18 protein-coding genes are annotated in these 21,900 nt (G+C 70.9%); 10 read left to right on the forward strand and 8 right to left on the reverse strand.

Features of this window, described 5'->3' with window-relative positions; all coding sequences use genetic code 11:
* Positions 1–282: 282 nt before the first annotated feature.
* From ACJX2R_RS04925 to ACJX2R_RS04940, 4 genes are all read left to right on the forward strand, one after another.
* Positions 283–1,074, forward strand: coding sequence for a class I SAM-dependent methyltransferase (locus ACJX2R_RS04925; protein WP_413098946.1), 792 nt, complete (start codon positions 283–285; stop codon positions 1,072–1,074).
* Positions 1,075–1,313: 239 nt separating this feature from the next.
* Entirely contained in the window at positions 1,314–1,505 is a 192-nt protein-coding gene (gene tgmA / locus ACJX2R_RS04930; RefSeq protein ID WP_020874241.1) for a putative ATP-grasp-modified RiPP, read from the forward strand.
* A 15-nt stretch (positions 1,506–1,520) separates the two neighbouring features.
* A complete protein-coding gene (tgmB, locus tag ACJX2R_RS04935) occupies positions 1,521–2,459 on the forward strand; it encodes an ATP-grasp ribosomal peptide maturase (protein ID WP_413098947.1) in 939 nt (312 codons plus the stop codon).
* A 221-nt stretch (positions 2,460–2,680) separates the two neighbouring features.
* Entirely contained in the window at positions 2,681–4,513 is a 1,833-nt protein-coding gene (locus tag ACJX2R_RS04940; protein ID WP_413098948.1) for a glycoside hydrolase family 15 protein, read from the forward strand.
* A gap of 243 nt (positions 4,514–4,756) precedes the next feature.
* Here the strand turns inward: ACJX2R_RS04940 and ACJX2R_RS04945 are convergent, their stop codons facing one another.
* Complete coding sequence (locus ACJX2R_RS04945) at positions 4,757–6,376, reverse strand: GMC oxidoreductase (protein WP_413098949.1); 1,620 nt, start codon at positions 6,374–6,376, stop codon at positions 4,757–4,759.
* A 137-nt stretch (positions 6,377–6,513) separates the two neighbouring features.
* Between ACJX2R_RS04945 and dgoD the strand changes: the two genes are divergently transcribed.
* Positions 6,514–7,659, forward strand: coding sequence for a galactonate dehydratase (dgoD, locus tag ACJX2R_RS04950; protein WP_413098950.1), 1,146 nt, complete (start codon positions 6,514–6,516; stop codon positions 7,657–7,659).
* Positions 7,660–7,909: 250 nt separating this feature from the next.
* Positions 7,910–11,287 (forward strand): pyruvate carboxylase, encoded by a 3,378-nt coding sequence (locus tag ACJX2R_RS04955; protein WP_413098951.1) that lies wholly within the window; start codon positions 7,910–7,912, stop codon positions 11,285–11,287.
* A 50-nt stretch (positions 11,288–11,337) separates the two neighbouring features.
* On the opposite strand, the gene ACJX2R_RS04960 is transcribed toward ACJX2R_RS04955, so the two are convergent.
* A complete protein-coding gene (locus ACJX2R_RS04960; protein ID WP_413098952.1) occupies positions 11,338–12,000 on the reverse strand; it encodes a TetR/AcrR family transcriptional regulator in 663 nt (220 codons plus the stop codon).
* A gap of 125 nt (positions 12,001–12,125) precedes the next feature.
* Between ACJX2R_RS04960 and ACJX2R_RS04965 the strand changes: the two genes are divergently transcribed.
* Positions 12,126–12,545, forward strand: a complete 420-nt coding sequence (locus tag ACJX2R_RS04965; RefSeq protein ID WP_262698189.1) for a Dabb family protein — start codon at positions 12,126–12,128, stop codon at positions 12,543–12,545.
* Here ACJX2R_RS04965 and ACJX2R_RS04970 read toward each other — a convergent pair.
* On the reverse strand, positions 12,485–14,014 hold the full coding sequence (locus tag ACJX2R_RS04970; protein ID WP_413098953.1) for an MFS transporter: 1,530 nt from the start codon (positions 14,012–14,014) through the stop codon (positions 12,485–12,487). The two genes, ACJX2R_RS04965 and ACJX2R_RS04970, sit on opposite strands and share 61 nt — an antisense overlap.
* Entirely contained in the window at positions 14,011–14,601 is a 591-nt protein-coding gene (locus ACJX2R_RS04975) for a TetR/AcrR family transcriptional regulator (RefSeq protein ID WP_413098954.1), read from the reverse strand. The genes ACJX2R_RS04970 and ACJX2R_RS04975 overlap by 4 nt, the downstream gene beginning before the upstream one ends.
* 247 nt (positions 14,602–14,848) lie before the next feature.
* Between ACJX2R_RS04975 and ACJX2R_RS04980 the strand changes: the two genes are divergently transcribed.
* Positions 14,849–15,697: a hypothetical protein gene (locus ACJX2R_RS04980; protein ID WP_413098955.1), complete on the forward strand. Its 849-nt coding sequence runs from the start codon at positions 14,849–14,851 to the stop codon at positions 15,695–15,697.
* Here the strand turns inward: ACJX2R_RS04980 and ACJX2R_RS04985 are convergent.
* Positions 15,658–15,855, reverse strand: coding sequence for a hypothetical protein (locus tag ACJX2R_RS04985; protein ID WP_413098956.1), 198 nt, complete (start codon positions 15,853–15,855; stop codon positions 15,658–15,660). The two genes, ACJX2R_RS04980 and ACJX2R_RS04985, sit on opposite strands and share 40 nt — an antisense overlap.
* Before the next feature lie 45 nt (positions 15,856–15,900).
* Complete coding sequence (locus ACJX2R_RS04990) at positions 15,901–16,023, reverse strand: hypothetical protein (protein ID WP_413098957.1); 123 nt, start codon at positions 16,021–16,023, stop codon at positions 15,901–15,903.
* A 26-nt stretch (positions 16,024–16,049) separates the two neighbouring features.
* Between ACJX2R_RS04990 and ACJX2R_RS04995 the strand changes: the two genes are divergently transcribed.
* Positions 16,050–17,567: a purple acid phosphatase family protein gene (locus ACJX2R_RS04995; protein ID WP_413098958.1), complete on the forward strand. Its 1,518-nt coding sequence runs from the start codon at positions 16,050–16,052 to the stop codon at positions 17,565–17,567.
* On the opposite strand, the gene ACJX2R_RS05000 is transcribed toward ACJX2R_RS04995, so the two are convergent.
* A complete protein-coding gene (locus ACJX2R_RS05000) occupies positions 17,460–19,916 on the reverse strand; it encodes a GH92 family glycosyl hydrolase (RefSeq protein ID WP_413098959.1) in 2,457 nt (818 codons plus the stop codon). The genes ACJX2R_RS04995 and ACJX2R_RS05000 overlap by 108 nt on opposite strands.
* Positions 19,917–20,046: 130 nt before the next feature.
* Here ACJX2R_RS05000 and ACJX2R_RS05005 point away from each other — a divergent pair, with 130 nt between their 5' ends.
* Positions 20,047–20,976: a right-handed parallel beta-helix repeat-containing protein gene (locus tag ACJX2R_RS05005; RefSeq protein WP_413098960.1), complete on the forward strand. Its 930-nt coding sequence runs from the start codon at positions 20,047–20,049 to the stop codon at positions 20,974–20,976.
* 127 nt (positions 20,977–21,103) lie between these two features.
* On the opposite strand, the gene ACJX2R_RS05010 is transcribed toward ACJX2R_RS05005, so the two are convergent.
* Positions 21,104–21,898, reverse strand: coding sequence for a sugar phosphate isomerase/epimerase family protein (locus tag ACJX2R_RS05010; protein WP_413098961.1), 795 nt, complete (start codon positions 21,896–21,898; stop codon positions 21,104–21,106).
* Between the last annotated feature and the right edge of the window lie 2 nt (positions 21,899–21,900).

Raw genomic sequence — 21,900 nt, forward strand, 5'->3', positions numbered from 1 at the left:
CACCGGGTCCATCCGGACCGCCCGACCGCCCTGACCGCCGACCGCACCCCGGCCCCTCCCCTGCTCCTCGGTTCACTCCCTCAGCCAGTCCTAACGCGCCGGACCGGGCGCCGCATCATCCGATCGGTTGATACGGCGGTCGCCCGGACCGCCTCCTGACCGGGGCCGCTCCGCCGATCCCCGCCGCCGCCACGGCGCCGAGGCTGGTACCGACCACGACGACGCGGGAACGCATGGACCGCCAGTCCACCGCGTCCCCACCACCAGCACGAGAGAGTCCACATGCCCGCCAAGAACCTCAGCGTCAACCGCTCCTCCCTCGGCCACCGGGTCTCCTACGCACTGCGCCATCCGCAGCGCGTACCGCGCCATCTGGTCCGCGCCACCCGGGACGCCTGGCTGCGCTACCGCTATCCGGACCACGTCGCGTACTACCGGGCGGTGATGCGGTCGGACACCCGTACCAGCCCGGAGGCGGCGGTCGGCAGCCATAGCCATGAGCGGTGGCTGGCGCTGGGCGCGATGCAGTTCGACTATCTCCTCGGCCACGGGCTGCGCCCGGAGCACCGGATGCTGGAGATCGGCTGTGGCAATCTGCGGGCGGGCTGGCGGTTCATCAGCCATCTGGAGCCGGGCCACTACTACGGCGTCGACATCTCGCCCGACATCCTGGCGGCCGCGCAGGACACGCTGGTGCGCCAGGGGCTTCAGGGCCGCCTGCCCACCCTCACCCCGGTCCGCGATCTGACGCTGCGGTTCCTGCCCGACGCCCACTTCGACGTGGTACACGCGCACAGCGTGTTCTCGCACTCGCCACTGCCGGTCATCGAGGAGTGCCTGGCCCATGTCGGCCGTGTCATGGCGCCGGGCGGCTGGTTCGACTTCACCTTCGACCGCACCGAGGGCGTGGAACACCAGGTGCTGCGGGAGGACTTCTACTACCGCACCGAGACGCTCATCGCCCTGGCCGAGAAACACGGTCTGGCCGCGCGCTTCATGGCGGACTGGGAGGAGCTGCCGCACGGCCAGTCGAAGATCCGCGTCACCCACCGCGAGGGCGGACGGACGTCCTGACCCGACGGGCGGTCAGGCCCGGTGGTCCGCCTCGGAACGCCGGGGCGGATCCGGTGCTCCCGGGAACAGGCCGATTATTCGAAGACGCAATTCCTGAGGCATATGTTGCCTTCGAAGCCTGTGACACACTTCATATCGCCCTACACAGGACAAAATCGTTGCTAGTGAGTGCCGTAGACTTTTAGTACGTACTGTTGCGTGGTGGATAGACGAATACATGGAGCACCAAGAGGTCACTCATGCAGCCCTTCGTACTGAAGCACGCAATCCCCGCCGAGCGGTCGTCGGCCAGTGTTCCCTACGCCTATAACGCCGCCCTTCAGTTGAATGTCCTCTCCGACGGCCGTCCGGCCATCGCCGACCGGGCGGTGCTGCTGGCGACCGGCACGACCACGTCCACAGCCGGCTCCAAGACGCACTTCGACGACTGACCTGCACACACGTCGATGACGGTACTCATCCTGACCTGTCGCCAGGATGTCACCGCCGACTTGGTGGTGGCGGAGCTGCGCGAACAAGGCGTCCCTCTGGTGCGTTTCGATCCGGCGGACCTTCCGGATCAGGCCGCCCTGTCGGTCGAATTCGACCGTGGTGACTTCACGGGTTTTCTGTCGACCGAGGGACGCCTCGTCAGCATCCAGGGTGTGCGGTCCATCTGGGTGCGCAGGCCGGGGCGGCCGGCGGCGCACGCGGCGAATCCGTCGGAGTGGCTGACGGCCGAGTGCGGACAGGCCCTGTACGGGATGCTCTACGCGACAACGGCACGCTGGATGAACCATCCTGCGGCCGCCGAACCGGCCCGCCACAAACCGTTCCAGTTGCGGGTCGCCCAGCACAGCGGTTTCGCCGTGCCCTCGACCCTTGTCACCACCTATCCGCGCGCGGCACGCGATTTCGCCGTCCAGTACTCGGACATCGTGGTGAAATCCGCCTCCGGTCCGCCGTCCGTCGAGCCGCCGGTCGCGCTGCCCACCACCCGTATCGGACCGGACACGGATTTCTCCGATGTCGCGGCCGGGGCGACCCTTCTCCAGCGCTACATTCCCAAAGCGGCCGACATCCGGCTGATCTGCGTCGGCAGCCAGTTATTCGCGGCGCGCAAGACCGCCGCCTCCGGTCAGGTGGATGGGCGCTATGGCTGTCATGGACACCGCTGGGATCCCGTGGAGGTGCCCGCCAGAATCGTGCGCTCCGTGCATGAGTACATGACGCTCACCGGTCTCGCCTACGGGGCCTTCGACTTCGCCGAGGACGCCGAGGGAGTGTGGTGGTTCCTGGAGTGCAACCAGGGCGGCCAATTCGGCTTTGTCGAGCTCGAGACCGGTCAGCCCATCGCGGCGGCGGTCGCGTCCTGGCTCGCGGCCCCCGGCGCCGCCCTGCACTGAGGGCCGGGAGCCCCGCCGGATATCCGGCTCCCGCGGCCACATAGGGTGACGGCCGGTGACACGGAGGCGGCGCCCGTGACCGTCGGGTGCGGCGCGGGCGCCCGGGGCGGCGCCCTGGTGGGCCGGGCGCTGCGCCGGACCGGTCCGTCGGTCGTATGGTGAAGTGAGAGTCCGCGCCGCCCACGGGTTTCCAGCCCCTCCCTCCAGCGCGGGAGGTTCCGATGACCGTCGCCGAGAGCATCCGCCGCCCGACGGAAGTATCCCGCTATGTACCGATCGCCGAGCACGGGCTGATCGGCGATCTGCGCACCGCCGCGCTCGTGGACACGCGCGGCACCATCGACTGGTACTGCCCGGTCCGATTTGACGCGGCCAGCGTGTTCGCGTCGATCCTCGACGCCGACCGCGGCGGCTCCTTCCAGCTCACACCCGAGGTGCCCGCCCGGACGAAGCAGTTCTACTTCCCGGACACCAACATCCTCATCACCCGGTTCTTCGCGGACGACGGGGTCGCCGAGGTCCAGGACTTCATGCCGATCGTGGACGACTCGCGCGAGGCGGACCGGCACCGGCTGATCCGCCGGGTGCTGTGCGTCCGCGGATCGCTCCCCTTCACCGCCCGGGTTGCGCCCCGGTTCGACTACGGCCGGCAGTCGCATACGGTGCGCACCGAGAAGGGGCTCACCATCTTCGAGTCCCCGGAGCTGTCGCTGGCGCTGACCTCCGGCGTCACCGTGGAGCTCGACGGGCCCGACGCGGTGTCCACGTTCAAGCTGGTCGAGGGCGAGGCCGCGGTGTTCGCGCTGGACCGGATCGGCGGGATGGTGCAGCCGCGGCACTGTCCGCAGGCGGAGGCGGAGGAACTGTTCGACGCCACCGTCCGCTACTGGCGGCGCTGGCTCGCGCAGTCCCGTTACCGCGGGCGGTGGCGGGAGATGGTGCACCGCTCCGCGCTCACCCTCAAGCTGCTCACCTACGCGCCGACCGGCGCCATCGTGGCGGCCCCGACGACCAGCCTGCCCGAGCAGATCGGCGGCGAGCGCAACTGGGACTACCGATACGTCTGGGTCCGCGATGCCGCGTTCTGCATCTACGCACTGCTGAGGCTGGGCTTCACCCAGGAGGCGGAGGCGTTCGTGCGCTTCCTGTCCGAGGGCATCGCCCTGGGGGACGGCCCCGGCGGCCCGCTACAGATCATGTACGGCATCGACGGCCGCAGCGAGATCCCCGAGCAGATGCTCCCCCATCTGGAGGGGCATCTGGGCTCGTCCCCGGTCCGGGTCGGCAACGCGGCGGTCCACCAGCTCCAGCTGGACATCTACGGGGCGCTGGTGGACTCCCTCTACCTCTACGACAAGTGGGGGCAGCCGCTGTCCAGCGACCACTGGGACGCCGTGTGCAAGCTGGTCGGCTGGGTGTGCGACAACTGGGACCGGCCCGATATGAGCGTCTGGGAGACCCGCGCCGGTCCACAGCGCTTCCTGTACTCGCAGCTGATGTGCTGGGTCGCGATCGAGCGGGCGATGCGCATCGCCCGCCACCGAGGACTGCCCGCGGACATGTCCCGCTGGTCGACGGCGCGCGATGACATCTACCACCGGATCATGCGCTGCGGCTGGTCGCCGCAGCGGCGCGCCTTCGTCCAGCGCGAGGGCGAGGAGGTGCTCGACGCCTCGCTGCTGATGATGCCGCTGTCGAAGTTCATCTCCCCCACCGACCCCAAGTGGCTGTCCACCCTGGACGCGCTGGGCGAGGAGCTGGTGGCCGATTCGCTGGTGTACCGCTACGACCCCACGGTGAGCCCGGACGGGCTGCGTGGCGAGGAGGGCACCTTCTCGATCTGCTCCTTCTGGTACGTCGAGGCGCTGTCCCGGGCCGGCCGGGTGGACGAGGCGCGGCTGGCCTTCGAGAAGATGCTCACCTACGCCAACCATGTCGGGCTGTACGCCGAGGAGATCGGCCGCACCGGTGAGCAGATCGGCAACTTCCCGCAGGCGTTCACCCATCTCGCGCTCATCAGCGCCGCGTTCAACCTGGACCGGGCCCTGGGCTGAGAGCCTGTGTCATATCCCCGGTCGGATCAGCGTGCGGCGTCAGGGGGGCACCTCCCAGCGGTAGCTGGGGGAGCGTGCGATCGCAAGGCGCCGGAGCGCCCTCGTGGCGGAGCCACATGGGCGTTTCGGCAACGCCGCGAGAGGGGGCACCTCCCAGCGGTAGCTGGGGGAGCGTGCCAGGCGTCGCACGCCCGGCCGGGGATATGACACAGGCTCTGACGGCGCGGGCAGGCCCCCGCGGGGTCACCGGCCGCCGACGGGGTCCTCGGCCAGGACCCGGGCCATGGTGCGCTCGGCGAGGGCGGTGATGGTGACGAACGGATTGACGCCGATCGAGCCCGGGATGAGGGAGCCGTCGGTCACATAGAGCCCGTCGTAGCCGGTCACCCGGCCGTACGCGTCGGTGGCCCGGCCCAGGACGCAGCCGCCCAGCGGGTGGTAGCAGAAGTCGTCGGCGAAGGCCCGGGTGTCACCGAAGAGGTCATAGCGGTAGATGGTGACGTTGGCGGAGTTGACGCGGTCGAAGAGCGCCTTGGCCGCGGCCACGGAGGGCGCGCTCTGGGCGCGGGTCCAGCCGAGTACGGTGGTGTCCTTCGCCGCGTCATAGGTGAAGGTGGCGCGCTCGGGGTTGCGGGTGATGGCGAGGTAGAGGCTGACCCAGGTCTCGAGGCCGGCCGGCAGCGGGGCGATCTCGGCGAAGACCGGATTGGTGGCGTTGGACCAGTCGTCGATCGCCATCACGGGGATGGTGGACTGCTTGGCGCCGGTCGGGTTCCACACGTGGTTGGCGCGGCCGAGCATGACATTGCCGTTGCCGCCCCAGCCCCGGCCGACCTCCGCGCTCAGCTCGGGGAGGGCGCCGGTCTCCCGCGCGCGCAGCAGGAGTTCGGTGGTGCCGAGGCTGCCCGCGCCGAGGAAGAGCGAACGGCAGGTGATCTCGTCGGTGGCGACGACGGTGCCGGTGGTGTCGACGCGCTCCACGGTGAGCACGTAGGTGCCGTCCGGTGCCCGCCGCAGGGCGCGGGCGCGGCTCAGCGTGTGCAGGGTGACCTGGCCGGTGCCGAGCGCTGCGGCGATATAGGTCTTGTCGAGGCTGCGCTTGCCGAAGTTGTTGCCGTAGATGACCTCCTGGGCGAGCGCGGACTTGGTCGCCGTTCCGTCGGCCTCGCGCCGCATGTAGTCGAAGTCGTAGACGTTCGGCACGAAGACGGTCTTCAGGCCCGCCTTGGCGGCCTGGGCGCGGGCGACCCGGGCGTAGGTGTACCACTCCGTGGCCTCGAACCACGCCGACGGCACGGTGGTGGCGCCGAGCATGCGGTTGGCCAGCGGGAAGTAGGTGTCGTACATCGGGTCCGCGGCCACCTGCGGCAGCATCTGCTGGAAGTACGAGCGCGGCGGGGTGACCGCGATGCCGCCGTTGACCAGCGAGCCGCCGCCGACCCCGCGGCCCACGTAGACGGACATGCCGGGGTAGCGGACGCGGTCCAGGACGCCGGGGTAGGGGGTGATGTTCTTGTTGATCACGTCCAGCCACAGGAAGGTGGACAGGGGTGCCTCGGTTCTTGTCTTGAACCACATGGAGCGCTGGTCGGGTGCGGTCATCGAACAGTAGACCCGGCCGTCGGGGCCCGGGTCGTCCCATAACCGCCCCATCTCCACGACGAGCGTTCTTATGCCCGCCTCGCCGAGCCGGAGCGCGGCCACGGCCCCGCCGTAGCCGGAGCCGATGACGACGGCGGGGAAGTGGTCGGCGCTCTCGGCGGCGGCCGCCGGGGTGAGGCCGATACGAGTGAGGCCGAGGGCCGCCGCGCTCTGGAGGGCGGCCAGACCAAGAATGTGACGACGCGTCAAATTTGCTGTCATGGCGGCATGATGGGCGGAATCGTCGGAACTCGCCATGGTGTGACGCAAGGTCTTTTTCGGCCCCGAAGGCAAGCGAAGTTCTCGTAATTTATCGCTTATCCTCGCAACCGCACCCCTCCCAGGGAAGGACACCACCCGTGAAGATCGCTCGTATCGAGACATTCCTGGCCCCGCCGCGCTGGATGTTCGTCCGGGTGGAGACCGACGAGGGGGTGGTCGGCTGGGGCGAGCCGGTGGTCGAGGGGCGGGCCGAACCGGTCCGCGCCGCGGTCGAGGTGCTCACCGAGTATCTGATCGGCCAGGACCCGATGCGGATCGAGGACCACTGGCAGGTGATGACCAAGGGCGGCTTCTACCGTGGCGGACCGGTCCTCTCCAGCGCCGTCTCCGGGCTCGACCAGGCGCTGTGGGACATCAAGGGCAAGCACTACGGCGTACCGGTGTACCAACTGCTCGGCGGACCGGTGCGGGAGCGGATCCGCGCCTACGCCTGGATCGGCGGCGATGAGCCCGAGGAGATCCGCGACGCGCTCACCGCGCAGATCGAGGCGGGGTTCACCGCCGTCAAGATGAACGGCTGCGGCCGGATGACCCCGGTCGCCACTCGCGCGGAGATACGCGCCGCGGTGCGCCGCGCCGAGACCGCCCGTGAGGTCCTCGGCGACGACCGCGACTTCGGCCTCGACTTCCACGGCCGGGTCTCCCCCGCCAACGCCCGCCGGCTGCTGCCGCTGCTCGCCGAGGCGGCGCCCCTGTTCGTCGAGGAGCCGGTGCTCTCCGAGCACATGGACATCGTCCCGGACCTGGTGAACGCCTCCCCCATCCCCATCGCGCTCGGTGAGCGCCTGTACTCGCGGCGCGAGTTCATCGCCCCGCTGCGGGCCGGGGTGGCCATCCTCCAGCCGGATATCTCCCATGCGGGCGGCATCTCCGAGCTGCGGCGCATCGCCGCCCTCGCCGAGCCCCACGGCGCCCAGCTCGCCCCGCACTGCCCGCTCGGCCCGGTGGCGCTCGCCGCCAGTCTCCAGATCGCCTTCACCACCCCGAACTTCCTCATCCAGGAACAGAGCATCGGCATCCACTACAACCAGGGCGCCGAACTCCTGGACTACGTGGCCGATCCGGAGCCCTTCCGGTTCACCGCCGGGCAGCTCTCGCGCACCGACCGCCCGGGGCTCGGGATCGAGGTGGACGAGGCCGCGGTGCGCGCCGCCGGCCGCCGTGGCCACGCCTGGCGGAATCCGGTGTGGCGCCATGCGGACGGCTCGCTCGCCGAGTGGTGAGCCCGACCCCGTAGACCGTGGAGCCCCGGCGGCCCGTACGAGGGCGTTCCGGGTCCATGTACGGCACCACCCGGTGCGTCCGCGGGGCCACTCTGGGTATCCACGGGGACCATGGACGAGAGGAGCGGATGCCATGCCGCCCGCCATCCACGAGAACTCGATCACACCCCGGGCGTCCCACGTGGCAGGCGGCAGTAGGGTTCGCCGACAAGCGTGTGTGTTGGTAACGGGCAGGTAGAAGGGATCGGGCATGTTCCGCAAGGTGCTGGTCGCCAATCGTGGTGAGATCGCCATTCGCGCCTTCCGCGCCGGCTATGAGCTGGGCGCGAGAACCGTCGCCGTGTTCCCGCATGAGGACCGCAACTCACTGCACCGGCTGAAGGCCGATGAGGCGTACGAGATCGGTGAGCCGGGCCATCCGGTGCGGGCCTATCTCTCCGTCGAGGAGATCGTCAACGCGGCGCGCCAGGCGGGCGCGGACGCGGTGTACCCCGGATACGGCTTCCTGTCCGAGAATCCCGATCTCGCGCGCGCGTGCGAGGAGGCGGGGATCACGTTCGTGGGGCCCAGCGCGCAGACCCTGGAGCTCACCGGGAACAAGGCGCGCGCGGTGGCCGCGGCCCGTGCGGCCGGGGTGCCGGTGCTGGGCTCCTCCGAGCCGTCGACCGATGTGGACGAGCTGGTCCGGGCCGCGGACGAGCTCGGCTTCCCGGTGTTCGTCAAGGCCGTCGCCGGTGGCGGCGGGCGCGGGATGCGCAGGGTCGAGAGCCGGGAGACGCTGCGCGAGTCCATCGAGGCGGCGGCACGGGAGGCCGAGTCCGCGTTCGGCGATTCCACGGTCTTCCTGGAGAAGGCGGTGGTGGAGCCCCGCCATATCGAGGTGCAGATCCTCGCCGACGGGCAGGGCGATGTCATCCATCTCTTCGAGCGCGACTGTTCGGTGCAGCGGCGCCACCAGAAGGTGATCGAGCTGGCCCCCGCGCCCAACCTCGATCCGGAGCTGCGGGCCCGGATCTGCGAGGACGCGGTGAAGTTCGCCCGGGAGATCGGCTATCGCAACGCCGGTACGGTGGAGTTCCTGCTGGACCGCGACGGCCGCCATGTGTTCATCGAGATGAATCCGCGGATCCAGGTCGAGCACACGGTGACCGAGGAGATCACCGATGTGGACCTCGTCCAGTCGCAGCTGCGGATCGCGGCCGGTCAGACGCTGTCCGAACTCGGCCTCACCCAGGACACCGTGTATCTGCGGGGTGCCGCGCTCCAGTGCCGGATCACCACCGAGGACCCGGCCAACGGCTTCCGCCCGGACACCGGGATGATCAGCGCGTACCGCTCCCCGGGCGGCTCGGGCATCCGGCTGGACGGTGGCACCACCCACTCCGGTGCGGAGATCAGCGCCCATTTCGACTCGATGCTGGTCAAGCTGACCTGCCGGGGGCGGGACTTCGCCACCGCGGTCGGCCGCGCCCGGCGCGCGGTGGCCGAGTTCCGCATCCGCGGGGTGTCCACCAACATCCCCTTCCTCCAGGCGGTGCTGGACGATCCGGACTTCCGGGCCGGGCAGGTCACCACGTCGTTCATCGAGCAGCGGCCGCATCTGCTGACGGCGCGCCACTCCGCCGACCGCGGCACCAAGCTGCTCACCTATCTCGCCGACATCACGGTGAACAAGCCCCATGGCGAGCGGCCCCATCTGATCGACGCGACCACCAAGCTGCCCGCGGTGCCCGACACCGAGCCACCCGCAGGCTCCAAGCAGCGGCTCACCGAGCTGGGTCCGGAGGGCTTCGCGCGCTGGCTGCGCGAGTCGCCCACCATCGGTGTCACCGACACCACCTTCCGGGACGCGCACCAGTCGCTGCTGGCCACCCGGGTCCGCAGCAAGGACCTGCTGGCCGTGGCCCCGGCGGTGGCGCGGACCGTGCCACAGCTGCTGTCGCTGGAGTGCTGGGGCGGGGCCACCTACGACGTGGCGCTGCGCTTCCTCGCCGAGGACCCCTGGGAACGGCTGGCCAAGCTGCGCGAGGCGGTGCCCAACATCTGTCTCCAGATGCTGCTGCGCGGCCGCAACACCGTGGGCTACACGCCGTACCCGACGGAGGTGACCACCTCCTTCGTACGGGAGGCCACGGCCACCGGGATCGACATCTTCCGGATCTTCGACGCGCTGAACGACATCGGGCAGATGCGGCCCGCGATCGACGCGGTACGGGAGACCAACTCCGCGATCGCCGAGGTGGCGCTCTGCTACACCTCCGACCTGTCCGATCCCTCGGAGCGGCTCTACACCCTCGACTACTATCTGCGGCTCGCCGAGCAGATCGTGGACGCGGGCGCGCATGTGCTGGCCATCAAGGACATGGCGGGTCTGCTGCGCGCCCCGGCCGCGGCGAAGCTGGTATCCGCGCTGCGCCGGGAGTTCGACCTGCCGGTGCACATCCACACCCATGACACCGCGGGCGGTCAGCTCGCCACGTATCTCGCGGCGGTCCAGGCCGGTGCGGACGCGGTGGACGGCGCGGTGGCCTCCATGGCGGGCACCACCTCCCAGCCGTCGCTGTCGGCGATCGTGGCCGCCACCGACCACTCCGACCGGCCGACCGGGCTCGACCTCGAGGCGATCGGCGGACTGGAGCCGTACTGGGAGGCCGTGCGCAAGATCTACGCACCGTTCGAGGCGGGTCTCGCCTCGCCGACCGGACGGGTCTACCACCACGAGATCCCCGGCGGTCAGCTGTCCAATCTGCGCACCCAGGCCATCGCGCTGGGCCTCGGCGACCGCTTCGAGGACATCGAGGCGATGTACACCGCGGCGGACCGGATCCTGGGCCATCTGGTCAAGGTCACCCCGTCGTCGAAGGTGGTCGGCGATCTCGCGCTGCACCTGGTGGGGGCGGGGGTGTCGCCGGAGGACTTCGAGGCGGAGCCGGGCCGGTACGACATCCCGGACTCGGTCATCGGGTTCCTCCGCGGCGAGCTGGGCAATCCGCCGGGCGGCTGGCCCGAGCCGTTCCGCGGCAAGGCGCTGGAGGGCCGCGCCGCCGCCAAGCCGGTGGCCGCCGAGCTTTCCACGGAGGACCGGGAGCAGCTGGAGAAGGATCCGCGGGCCACGCTGAACCGGCTGCTGTTCCCCGGCCCGACCAAGGAGTTCGAGGCACACCGGCAGGCCCATGGCGACACCAGTGTGCTGGACAGCAAGGACTTCTTCTACGGGCTGCGCCCACGGCAGGAGTACACGGTGGACCTCGAGCCCGGTGTCCGGCTGCTGATCGAGCTGGAGGCCATCGGCGACGCCGACGAGCGCGGTATGCGCACGGTGATGGCCTCGCTGAACGGGCAGTTGCGCCCGGTCCAGGTGCGGGACACCTCGGCGGCCTCCGATGTGCCGGCCACCGAGAAGGCCGACCGGAGCGACCCCGGCCATGTGGCGGCGCCCTTCGCGGGTGTGGTGACGCTGGCGGTGGCCGAGGGCGACCAGGTGGAGGCCGGTGCCACCATCGGCACGATCGAGGCGATGAAGATGGAGGCCACCATCGCGGCCCCCAAGAGCGGGACCGTGTCGCGCATCGCCATCAACACGATCCAGCAGGTGGAGGGCGGCGATCTGCTGGTCGCCCTCGCCTGAGCCGAAAACACCCGCCACACGCCGCCGTCACCGGTCGCCCGGACTTCGCGTCAGGGGTGGCCGGTGGCGGCGGTTTCGTACGCCCGCAGAAAGGTGTCCACCGCGGACCGGGCGACCGTGCGCGTCTCGGCCGTGGACACCTTGTGAGTGCCCAGCCGGGACCTCACCTCCATGGGGCCGGTGAGCAGCGCGAGCAACTGCTCCGCGGCCTGCGCCGGATCACACGGCCGCAGCCGCCCGGACAGCGACAGCCGGGCCAGCCGGTCGGCCAGCGCCTCGCCGAGCCGGATGGCGGTGCGCCCCTGGACGGTCTCGATCAGATCGGGGAAGTCGGCCGCCTGGGCGTAGGTGAGCCGCCGTAGCGCACGGGAACGCTCACCGCAGCACACCTGGAGCATCCGGTACGCCATGTCCTCCAGGGCGGCGCGCAGATCGTCGCCGGGCTCGCGGAGCCGCTCGACGACGGCGAGGTTCTCCGCCATCACGGCGTCGGCAGCGGCCTCGATGGCATGGCGGAACAAGGTCTCCTTGTCGGTGAGGTGGTTGTACACCGTGGGCTTGGCCACCCCCGCCTCATTCGCGATCTCCTGGACACACGACTGTCCGTATCCCCGGCGCGCGAAGACGGTGAACGCGGCGTCAAGGATCGCCTGCCGCTTGTCGATACGCCCCCGCGGAACCTTCCGCCCGGACGAGGCTGTCACTGCCGTCATCCGCGCATCGTATCCCACCACACCTCGAACTGAACTCATTGGTTCAAAAATCCCAACCACCTTGTTCATTGACTGATGCGGCCACTAATTTGAACTCACCAGTTCACCTACGAAGGGAACTACCCATGCTGGTCAATGTGTTGCGGTTCAGCTTCAAGGACGGCACGACGGAGAAGGAGAAGGAGAAGGTTCTGGCGGTGATGCGCCGCACGGGCTCGGTGGACGCGGTCTCGTTCTCCACCGCCGGCCAGTTCCTCGGGGACTCCGCCGAGGGCTTCACCCACGCCTACTGCGCGGCGGTGGCCGATCTGGAGGCACTGGACCGGTATCTGCACGACCCGGTGCACATCGCGGGCGACGACGAGATCCTTCCCCATATCGCGAAGCTCTCGGCGTTCCAGCTGTCGGACGACATGGACCCCACACTTGGCGAACGGGTCATGGGCATGCATCTGGAGAAGGTGGCGGCGCATCCGCGGTGGGGTCAGGCGCTCGACGCGATCTCGGACCTCGGGGGTCCGTCCGGGGGCTCTTCCACCGGCTGACCCCCGGGCCGCCGCGCCGCCGCACGGCCCGGCAGCCTGGTGGCCGGCAGCACACCGGCCGCGGCCACGGCCGCGAGGACCGTCAGCGCGGGCCCCATCGCCGAGAGGAAGACATCGGCCGCCCAGCGCGGCCCGTCGCCGGGCGGCCGTCCGATGGTGTCGCCCCGCCCGGCCACGCTCATCAGCGTGGTCGCGGCGGCGACCCCCAGCGCGGGCCCGATGTTCATGGCGGTCTGCTGGAGCCCGCCCGCCACCCCGGCGGTGTCCACGGACGCGTCGCGCACGACGACGGTGGTCGCGGTGACCATCACGGTGGCGAAACCCGCGCCCAGCAGGAGGAAGCAGCCACCGATCGCCTCGGCGCCCGAGCCCCGGCCGAGACGGGACATCAGCAGCACACCGGCGGCCACCAGAACCATCCCCGCCACCGCCGTCCGGCGAGGGCCCTGGCGGCGCGCCAGCATCGCCGCCACCGGCGCGCCCAGCACCATCATCACCGCGAGCGGCAGCGCCCGCAGGCCGCTGTCGAGCGGATCCAGCGCGCGCACGCCCTGGAGGTAGTACGTGCCGAGGAACAGCGCCCCGAACAGTGCGGCCGACGCGGCCACCAGCACACCGAGCGCCGGGCCCGCGGTTCCCGACCGCAGCGCACCCGGCGGCACCAGCGGATCCACCGTCCGGCGCTCATGCCGTACGAAGACGCCTCCGGCCACCACGGCGCATCCGAGCCCGAGCGCGGTCGCCACCGTCCAGCCGGTTTCCGGGATGCCGACGAGTGTGTGCACCAGCCCGGCGAGCGCCACCGCGAGCAGACCCGCACCGGGCACATCGAGCCGCGGCCGGGCGGTGTCACGGGCCGCCGCCGGGGCGCGGACGGCGGGCGCCGCCGGGGCCTGGGCGGCGAGCGCCGAAGGGGCCCGGACGGCGAGTGCCGCCAGACCCATGGCAAGGGCGGGCGCGACATTGACGAAGAACACCGCCCGCCACCCCAGATGGGTGGTGAGCGCCCCGCCGACCAGCGGACCGGCCACGGCCGCCAGCCCGATGGCGCCGGTCCGCGCCGCGACGGGCCGGCCGAGCAGTTCGGGCGGATACGCGGCCCGCAGCATCCCGAGGGTGGCGGGTTGCAGCAGCGCCCCGAAAACCCCCTGGGCGACCCGCAGTCCGATCACCCAGCCGATGCCGCCCGCGAGCCCGATGCCCGCCGAGGCGGCGCCGAAGCCCAGCATTCCGAGGGCGAAGACGCGCCGATGGCCGTAGCGGTCGCCGAGGCGGCCCGCGAAGACCAGCAGACTCGCCACGGCGATCAGATATCCCGTACTGGTCCACTGCACCTGGGCGAACGTGGCGTTCAGGTCCCGTTGCAGCCGGGGCTGGGCGACGGTCAGCACCGTGCCGTCCAGAGCGACGATCACCGCTCCGGTGACGCTCGCGACGAGGGTGAGGCGCCGTCCGCGCGGGGAGCTCATCGGGCCTCCGGGCCGAGGTGTGCGTCGAGCGCGGCCCGCAGCAGCGGCTCGGGGTCGTCCCCTCCCACCGCGAGCTGGAGGCTGCCCCAGCACCACAGCTGGGCGATGCCGTGCAGATTCGCCCACAGCGCGCCCGCGACGATCCGTGGCTCCGCGCCGGAGTCCGGCCGCGCCCCGGCCACCAGGTCGACGAGGGTGGCGAAGAGCGGCAGGCTCGTCTCCCGCAGACCCAAGTGGCCACTTTCCAGTAGATCGTGACGGAACATCAGCTCGAACATGCCGCGGTTGGTCAACGCGAAGTCGAGCCAGCTCCGCGCCAGCGCCGTCAACTGCTCACGCGGATCGCCCTCATGGGCGGCGATCGCCGCACCGGCCTGGGCGGCCAGGCTCTCGAAGCCGCGGCGCGCGATGGCGGACAGCAGGGACAGATGCGTCGGGAAATACCGCCGCGGAGCCCCGTGGGACACCCCGGCCCGGCGGGCGATCTCCCGCAGCGAAAGCGCCCCGGCCCCCTCCTCGTCCACCAGTTCCACTCCGACGTCCACCAACCGGGACCGGAGACCCGTGTCCTGCTCACGCTCAGCCATAGACACTGTCTACCAGAAGCGCGTAGACACTGTCTACGAGTTCATAAGAACGAACAAACGCTCAAAATAAGGGACGGAAATGCCGCCATACGCACCAGAAAGCGGCAGATTTTGTTCAGCTACCTGAACCAATTCTCAGGCAAAGAACCGTCCGTGAGCCTTGACGGTCCATTTGGTCCGGTCCAATCTGCGTGGTGCGCCATGAGCACGCCACTCCTTTACCGGATCAGGAAGGAAGTCAACGACCATGGCAGAACTCCCCCCTCCCCACCCGTTGAGCCGCCGCCGGGTCCTCGGTTCGATGGCCGCGGCAGCCGTCGGAACACCGATCGCCCTGGGGCAGCTGACCTCGGGCGCCACCCAGGCCTCCGCCGCCTCGCGCACATCGGCCGCGCAGTTGCTCTGGCACCCTGACCCGTCCAGCGACGGGCTCAAGGCGTTCGAGGGCATCGAGGCCGACCGCGGCGGCGCCCACCCCGACCGGAAGTACGTGATCGTCGAGGGCGGTGACCACTACCGCTTCAACATCTGGAAGGACGACCGGGACACCACCGGGGACGGCGACCGCCAGCGCACCGAGTCCAGGGGCATGGTGCAGGGCGGCTCCAAGGTGAAGATGCGCGACGGTGAGAAGTGGAGCCTCAGCTACGAGATGTTCATGCCCACCTCGCTGCACGGCACCAGCAAGTTCACCCATATCTTCCAGACCAAGACCCCGGTGGACAACGGCGGTCCGTACATCACCCTGGACCTGGGCCGCAGCGGCAGCACGGAGCTGCTGCGGGCGCGTGCGTACGCCAACTCCGGCTCACCGGACATCGCCTCGACCAACCTCGCGCCGCTGCGCAACAAGTGGATCACCATCGAGTGGACCTTCACCGTCGGCTCGAACGGCAAGGCGGCCTGCGTGGTGCGCAACGGCACCGGGTCCGGCGCCCCGGTGGCGGTCCAGGGCAGCATGTCCAATGTGAAGATGCCCGACCAGGACGACTACCAGCGGCCCAAGTGGGGCATCTACCGCTCGGTCGAAAGCGCCTCGTCGGACATCCTCGACACCTATCTGCTGCTCCGGAACTTCCGGGCGTCCAAGGCGTAGCCGACCGGCGGATGGCGGGCCACGGAGGCGTTGAGCCGCTCCAGGTAGTCCGTCAGCCGGGCGAGGTCCTCGTCCGGCCAGTCCGCGACGGCCTCGCCCAGCAGCCGGGTCCGCCGGGCGTCCGCCAGGGCGACATTGGCCTCGACGAAGCGCAGCACCCGGTAGCCGGTCGGGGTGACACCGGCGGGCAGCCCGCCCAGGAATCACTCCCGCACCAGCGGTCCGTACAGCCCGTGGCGGGCGTGGCGCAGCTCCTGGAGCACCGCGTCCAGCCCGCGCAACCCTCGTTCCGATCGCTCACGGACACCAGCGTGCGGCGCCACCACCGCCCTATCTGTCCCAGCAGGAGGCGGTGGCGGCCTCGCCGGTGCTGTGGACCCGGCCGGAGGGGTCCGGGATGCCACCGGTGAGCGGGCCGCATCTCCAGTTCGGGGCCGACGCCGCCCGGGAGGTCGTGGTGTCCTGGCAGACACCGGTCCCGGTGAAACGGCCGCGTGTCATGCTCGGCACCCCCTCCCACGGCATGGGCACCGAGGTCACCGCGCGGACCACCTTCTACCGCGACGCCAAGTCCCGGCAGAGCGTGTATGTCCACCACGCCCGGCTGAGCCGGCTGCGCCCCGGCACCGACTATGTATACGCCGCCGTCCACGACGGGGCGACGCCGGAGGCGGGGTCGTTCCGCACCGGGCCGGGCGGCCGGGCGCCGTTCACCTTCACCAGCTTCGGCGACCAGGGCACGCCCACGGTGGGCAAGCTGAACGGCCCCAAGGCGCCGAAGATCACCGAGAAGCTCACCTATCTCAACGACAACCTCGGCTCGCCGTACGCCAACGACGTGACCACCGCCGTCGAGCGGGTGGCGCCCCTGTTCCACCTCATCAACGGCGATCTGTGTTACGCCAATCTGTCCGAGGACCGGTTGCGCACCTGGGCGGACTGGTTCGACATGACCAGCCGGTCCTCGCGGTTCCGGCCGTGGATGCCCGCGGCCGGCAACCACGAGAACGAGCTGGGCAACGGGCCGATCGGATTCGCCGCCTACCAGGCGTACTTCGCGCTTCCCGGCAACGGCGGCGACGACGAGACGCAGGGGCTGTGGTACGCCTTCACCGTCGGCTCGGTGCGCGTCGTGAGCCTGGCCAATGACGACGTGGCCCTCCAGGACGCCGGAAACACCTATGTGCGGGGCTACTCCGGCGGGGCGCAGCGGCGCTGGCTGGAGGCCGAGCTCAGCCGGGCCCGGGCCGACCGGGACATCGACTGGATCGTGGTCGTCATGCACCAGGTGGTCGTCTCCACGGCCGACCACCCGGGCAACGGCGCCGACCTCGGCATCCGGCAGGAGTGGCTGCCGCTCTTCGACAAGTACGGCGTCGACCTGGTCGTCTGCGGCCATGAACACCACTACGAGCGCTCCCACCCGATCCGCGGCCGGGAGCCCAACGACACGATGGCGCCGACCCCCGCCGCCACCCGCACCGATCTGGTGGACACCGGCGAGGGAACGGTGCACATGGTCATCGGTGGCGGTGGCACCTCGGTTCCGTCGATGGACGTCCTGTTCGACACCCCGCGGTGCAATGTCATCACCGGGGTGGGCGACACCGGTGCGAACGGCCATAAGACCCCGGTCTGTGTGACGGAGGCGGCCCCGTGGACACCTTCACGCTCCGGCGGACCCGTAGCGACGGTGAGCGGCGCCGATGACGGCCACGCCGTGGTGTGCGGACCGACCGGGGCCGGCCCGCACACCGGTGTGTCAGCGGGGCAGCCGCCCCGGGTCGGTGGCCCAGCCGGTGTCGGGCCGGTCAGCCAGGTCGAAGGAGAGCGAACCGCCCTGGCGCACGACGGAGCCGTCCAGCCATGAGGTGTCGTGCGGCCTGCCGTTCACCCGCACCGCGTGCACATAGGGCTGGGTGTCGGACGCGTCCGGGGCGTCGATGGTCAGGGCGCGCCGCTGCCCCGCCGGGGCGATCACCGCACGGGGGAAGAGCGGACCGGTGAGCAGTGCCTCGGCCCGCCCGGGGGCCTGCGGATAGAGGCCGAGCGCCGCGAACACGTACCACGCGGACATGGTGCCCAGGTCGTCATTGCCGGGCAGCCCCTTCGGCCCGGTGCCGTACACGGTGGTGACGATCTGGCGCACCGTCTCCTGGGTCTTCCAGGGCTGCCCGAGCGCGTTGTAGAGCCAGGGGGCGTGGATGCCGGGTTCGTTGGTGGGGTCGTAGCGGAGCGGGTCGCCGCCGCGGACCGACCAGGAGCCGTCGGGCTTGTGGAAGAAGCCGTCCAGCCGGGCCGCCGCCTTGTCGCGGCCGCCCATGGCCTCCGCGAGCCCCTGGACGTCCTGCGGCACCATCCAGGTGTACGTGGCCGCGCTGCCCTGGGCGAAGCCCCGGTCGGACGCGGGGTCGAAGGGGGTCACCCAGGAGCCGTCCCGGTTCCTGGCCTGGATGTAGCCCGCCGTGCCGGTGGCCTGGGGGTTGAACACATTGCGCCAGTAGCCGCCGCGCGCGCCGAGCTCGTCGGCCTCCTTCGTGCGGCCGAGCAGCCGGGCCCAGCGGGCGAGCGCGTCATCGGCGACGGAGTCCTCCAGGGTCTCCGCGGCGCCGCCCCAGCAGTGGCAGGCGTCCTGTGCGGCGTACCGGGATTCCAGGTACTGGGCGAGGCCCGGGCGCTGGCCCTCGCACTGCCCCGGGCAGCCCTTGTCGGAGAGCCCGTCGGGGTGGGGGACGGTGGCCTGGCGGTACAGGGAGTCGAAGGCGCCCTTGGCGTCGAAGTTCCGCACCCCCATGGCGTAGAAGGTGGCGAGCGTGGCGGCGGAGGGGTCGCCGGTCATCACATGTGTGGCGCCGCTGATGTGCACCCAGCGGTCCCACACCCCGCCGTTCTGCCGGGCGAAGTTGAGCAGCGACTGGGCGAAGTCCCCGGCGACCTCGGGCTGGAGCAGGGCGAGCAGCTGCACCTGGGCGCGGTACTGGTCCCAGCCGGAGAAGTTGCTGTACTGCGCCGTCTGTCCGCGCTCGATCCGGTGCGGTGTGCCGTCCATGCCCGGGTAGCGGCCGTCGGTGTCGCTGATCAGGTTGGGCTGCTGGAGCGCGTGGTAGAGGGCGGTGTAGAACGCGGTGCGGCGCGGCTCACTGCCGCCGCTGATCCGGATGGCGCGCAGCCGGCGGTCCCAGGCGGCCCGTCCCGCGGCGGCCACGTCGGCGACGCTCGCCCGGGGCGCTATCTCGGTGCGGAGGTTGGCCTCGGCGCTCGCGAGGGAGACGTACGAGATCCCGAGCCGCATCCGGACATCGTTGTCGCGCGCGGTGTCGAAGCCCACGTATCCGCCGGAGCCGCGCCCGGCCCGGTCGGCGCCGGTGAGATAGCCCTCGCCGCCGTCGGCGGTGGTGGCACCGGGTGAGAGCCGGTCGTTCTCCCAGGTGCCCACGGTGGAGAAGGCGCGGTCGAACGAGGCTTGGAAGTAGAGGCGGTAGTAGGTCTTGCGGTTGTTCTCGCCGCCATTGGCGCGCCGTCCGCAGAACGCCCCGGTGAGCACCCAGCCGGTGACCTTGTGCCGCTCGCGGTCGATCTCGATGTGGGCGTTCTCGCTGCCGTTGAGCGAGTTGGAGGTGCGGAACAGCAGCCGGGCCGGGGCGTCCCGGGGGAAGGAGAAGTCGGCGACACCGGCTCGCTCGCTCACCGCGAGATCGGCGGCCGCGCCCGAGTCGAGCCCCACCCGGTAGTGGCCGGGCTCGGCCTTCTCCCTCTCGTGCGAGAAGGTGGCGGCGTACTTCTGGTCCTTGGTGTCGGCGGTGGGAGAGCTGTCGACCTCGCCCACGAACGGCATGATCGGCACATCGCCCGCGGCTCCGGGGTGGCAGCCCGCGCCGTTGACATGGGTGAGGCTGAAGCCCCGGACCCGGGTGGTGTCGTACGAATAGCCGTTGGCGGCCGCGGTGTTGGTCTGGTCGCCGGTGGTGCTGGTCGGGGACCAGGCGATCATGCCGAACGGCAGGGTGGCGCCCGGGTAGGTGTTGCCACCGCCCGCGGATCCGATCAGCGGGTCCACGTGGTCGACGGGGTGACGTACCTCGTCGGCCCGTGGCGCCGCGCTCGCCGCGGGCGCCTCGACGAGCGGGGCGAGCAGCGCGCCGACCGCCACCGCCACTCCCCCGCCGACCAGCGCCGATCGGCTCCTGAGTCTCTTTCGCCGCGCTCTGTGCGTCTCCATCGGGGATCACGCCCTTCCTTGTGTCGGAGTGAACCTAGGGGCGTATGGTGACGCGGGAGTGAACCGGACGCCAGCGGCGTACGGCTGACGGCGGGACCGGTCCCCGGGGTCCCGCTCTACGGTTCCCGCCATGCGGATCACTTGGAGACTCGTCCTCGGCTTCCTCGCCGTCTCGGTCCTCGCCCTCCTGGCCGCCCTGGCGCGTCCGTCATGGCCCCAGGAGCGGGGCGCCGCCGGGCCGGTGGCGTCGCTCACCACCGGGAAGGGGACCGAGCGCTGCACCCTGCGCGCCGCCACCCCGCGGGAGGCGGCGCGCAGGGCGAAGCCGGGGGACACCGTCTGCTTCGACGGCGATCTGTCCGGGCGGCGACTGGTCATCACCAAGGGCGGGAGCCGGGAGCACCCGATCGTCTACGCCGGGGGCGGGGACGCGGTGGACGGCATCACCGTCGAGGCCGACGACGTGATCGTGGACAGGTTCCGGTCCGTCCGGCCGGAGGCGCCCGGAATCGAGCTGACCGGCCACCGCGTCACCGTGCGGAACAACACCGTGATCGGCCCGAGGGGCGGGGACGGCGACGGCATCCGGTTCTTCGGGGACGATCTGACCATCGCGCACAACACCGTCCGCGACACCGACAACAGCCATGGCCGGCACGCCGACTGCATGCAGACCTTCGCCAGCGACACCCCGCCCAGCCATCGTGTCCGCATCGAGAACAACCGCTGCGAGGACATCGACAACATGTGTCTGATGGCCGAGGGCCCCAACGACGGCGAGGGCGACGGCCACGGCACCACCGGCGACTTCACCATCAGGGGCAACCACTGCGAAACGCTGCGCGCCTCCCAGGCCCTGATGTTCGAGGACGTGCGGAACGCCACCATCACCGGCAATGACTTCGCCGCGCCCACCCACCACGCCATCGGCCTCGCCTACCACTCGACCGGCGCCCGGGTCGACGGCAACACCCTCCACCCCGGTATCCGCTACGAGGTGGGCATCGACGCTTCGTCCCGTCCGGGTTACCGGGGCCCGGAGCCGGGCGGCCTGCCGTAGGAGCCTCTGGGAGGAGGAGCCGGGGGGAGCGGGGGCACGGGGTTCTCCCGCTCCCCCCGGGATACGTCCTCCCGCCCTTCCCGGGGCAGACGGCGCCCGGTCATACGGCGGAACAGCGGACGCCCGGTCATGTGGCACCCGCCGCGCGGCGTGCCGCCGCCAGATCCGCCACCAGGCGCTTCTCGACCGGGACACCGGGGTCGGAGTACTGCCCGGAGAGACACACCGGGCCCGTGAAGCCGAGCTCGGCGAGTTGCCCGAGCGCCGCCGACCAGTCCGCCAGCCCCTCGGGCCCTGGCACGAACCAGGGCTTCCAGTGCCCGCCCACGGCCTCACCGGCCGGTTCGGTGCGCACATGGATGGCGTTCTTGAGGTTGACGATGCCGAGCCGCTCGGCGACCAGCGGCAGGGTGACCCGCGGATCGTCGCCCGCCAGCGCGTCATGGGCGGCGTCCCAGATGACCCGGAAGTGCTGGACCGGCAGGCCGTCGAGGAGGTCCATCACCCCCAGCGCGGAGGACACATAGCGGCCGTGGTGCGGCTGCACCCCGATCTGGACGCCGTATCCCTCGGCGAGCGGCGCCGCGTCCTCCAGCCGTCGCCGCGCCCGCCGGACCGAGGCGGCGTAGCCGTCGGGGCCCAGCCCGGCCATGACCCTGATCATCGGCACGCCCGCCTCCCGGCACGCGGCGAAGACGGGTTCGCGGAGATCGCTCGCGACGCTGATCACCTCGACGCCCTCGGCCCGCAGCCGCGCGGTGAACTCCGGCAGCAGCCTTCCCGCTTCGCCCGGGGTGACGTACGCGGTGTCCCGGACCGGGATCTCGGCACCGGTGAAGCCGAGGCCGGACACCAGCTCGCCCAGGGTTTCGCCGGGCAGCGTGGACCACGGTTTGGTGAACACGGACCAGAGAAATGTCATGG

It is taken from the genome of Streptomyces sp. Inha503, from assembly GCF_047215865.1.
GTDB lineage: Bacteria > Actinomycetota > Actinomycetes > Streptomycetales > Streptomycetaceae > Streptomyces > Streptomyces lycopersici.

Bases quoted from the DNA above. Each gene is read 5' to 3' on its own strand.
- ACJX2R_RS04925 (WP_413098946.1), top strand. From the start codon at position 283: ATGCCCGCCAAGAACCTCAGCGTCAACCGCTCCTCCCTCGGCCACCGG.
- tgmA (WP_020874241.1), top strand. From the start codon at position 1,314: ATGCAGCCCTTCGTACTGAAGCACGCAATCCCCGCCGAGCGGTCGTCG.
- tgmB (WP_413098947.1), top strand. From the start codon at position 1,521: ATGACGGTACTCATCCTGACCTGTCGCCAGGATGTCACCGCCGACTTG.
- ACJX2R_RS04940 (WP_413098948.1), top strand. From the start codon at position 2,681: ATGACCGTCGCCGAGAGCATCCGCCGCCCGACGGAAGTATCCCGCTAT.
- ACJX2R_RS04945 (WP_413098949.1), bottom strand. From the start codon at position 6,376: ATGACAGCAAATTTGACGCGTCGTCACATTCTTGGTCTGGCCGCCCTC.
- ACJX2R_RS04955 (WP_413098951.1), top strand. From the start codon at position 7,910: ATGTTCCGCAAGGTGCTGGTCGCCAATCGTGGTGAGATCGCCATTCGC.
- ACJX2R_RS04960 (WP_413098952.1), bottom strand. From the start codon at position 12,000: ATGACGGCAGTGACAGCCTCGTCCGGGCGGAAGGTTCCGCGGGGGCGT.
- ACJX2R_RS04965 (WP_262698189.1), top strand. From the start codon at position 12,126: ATGCTGGTCAATGTGTTGCGGTTCAGCTTCAAGGACGGCACGACGGAG.
- ACJX2R_RS04970 (WP_413098953.1), bottom strand. From the start codon at position 14,014: ATGAGCTCCCCGCGCGGACGGCGCCTCACCCTCGTCGCGAGCGTCACC.
- ACJX2R_RS04975 (WP_413098954.1), bottom strand. From the start codon at position 14,601: ATGGCTGAGCGTGAGCAGGACACGGGTCTCCGGTCCCGGTTGGTGGAC.
- ACJX2R_RS04980 (WP_413098955.1), top strand. From the start codon at position 14,849: ATGGCAGAACTCCCCCCTCCCCACCCGTTGAGCCGCCGCCGGGTCCTC.
- ACJX2R_RS05000 (WP_413098959.1), bottom strand. From the start codon at position 19,916: ATGGAGACGCACAGAGCGCGGCGAAAGAGACTCAGGAGCCGATCGGCG.
- ACJX2R_RS05005 (WP_413098960.1), top strand. From the start codon at position 20,047: ATGCGGATCACTTGGAGACTCGTCCTCGGCTTCCTCGCCGTCTCGGTC.
- ACJX2R_RS05010 (WP_413098961.1), bottom strand. From the start codon at position 21,898: ATGACATTTCTCTGGTCCGTGTTCACCAAACCGTGGTCCACGCTGCCC.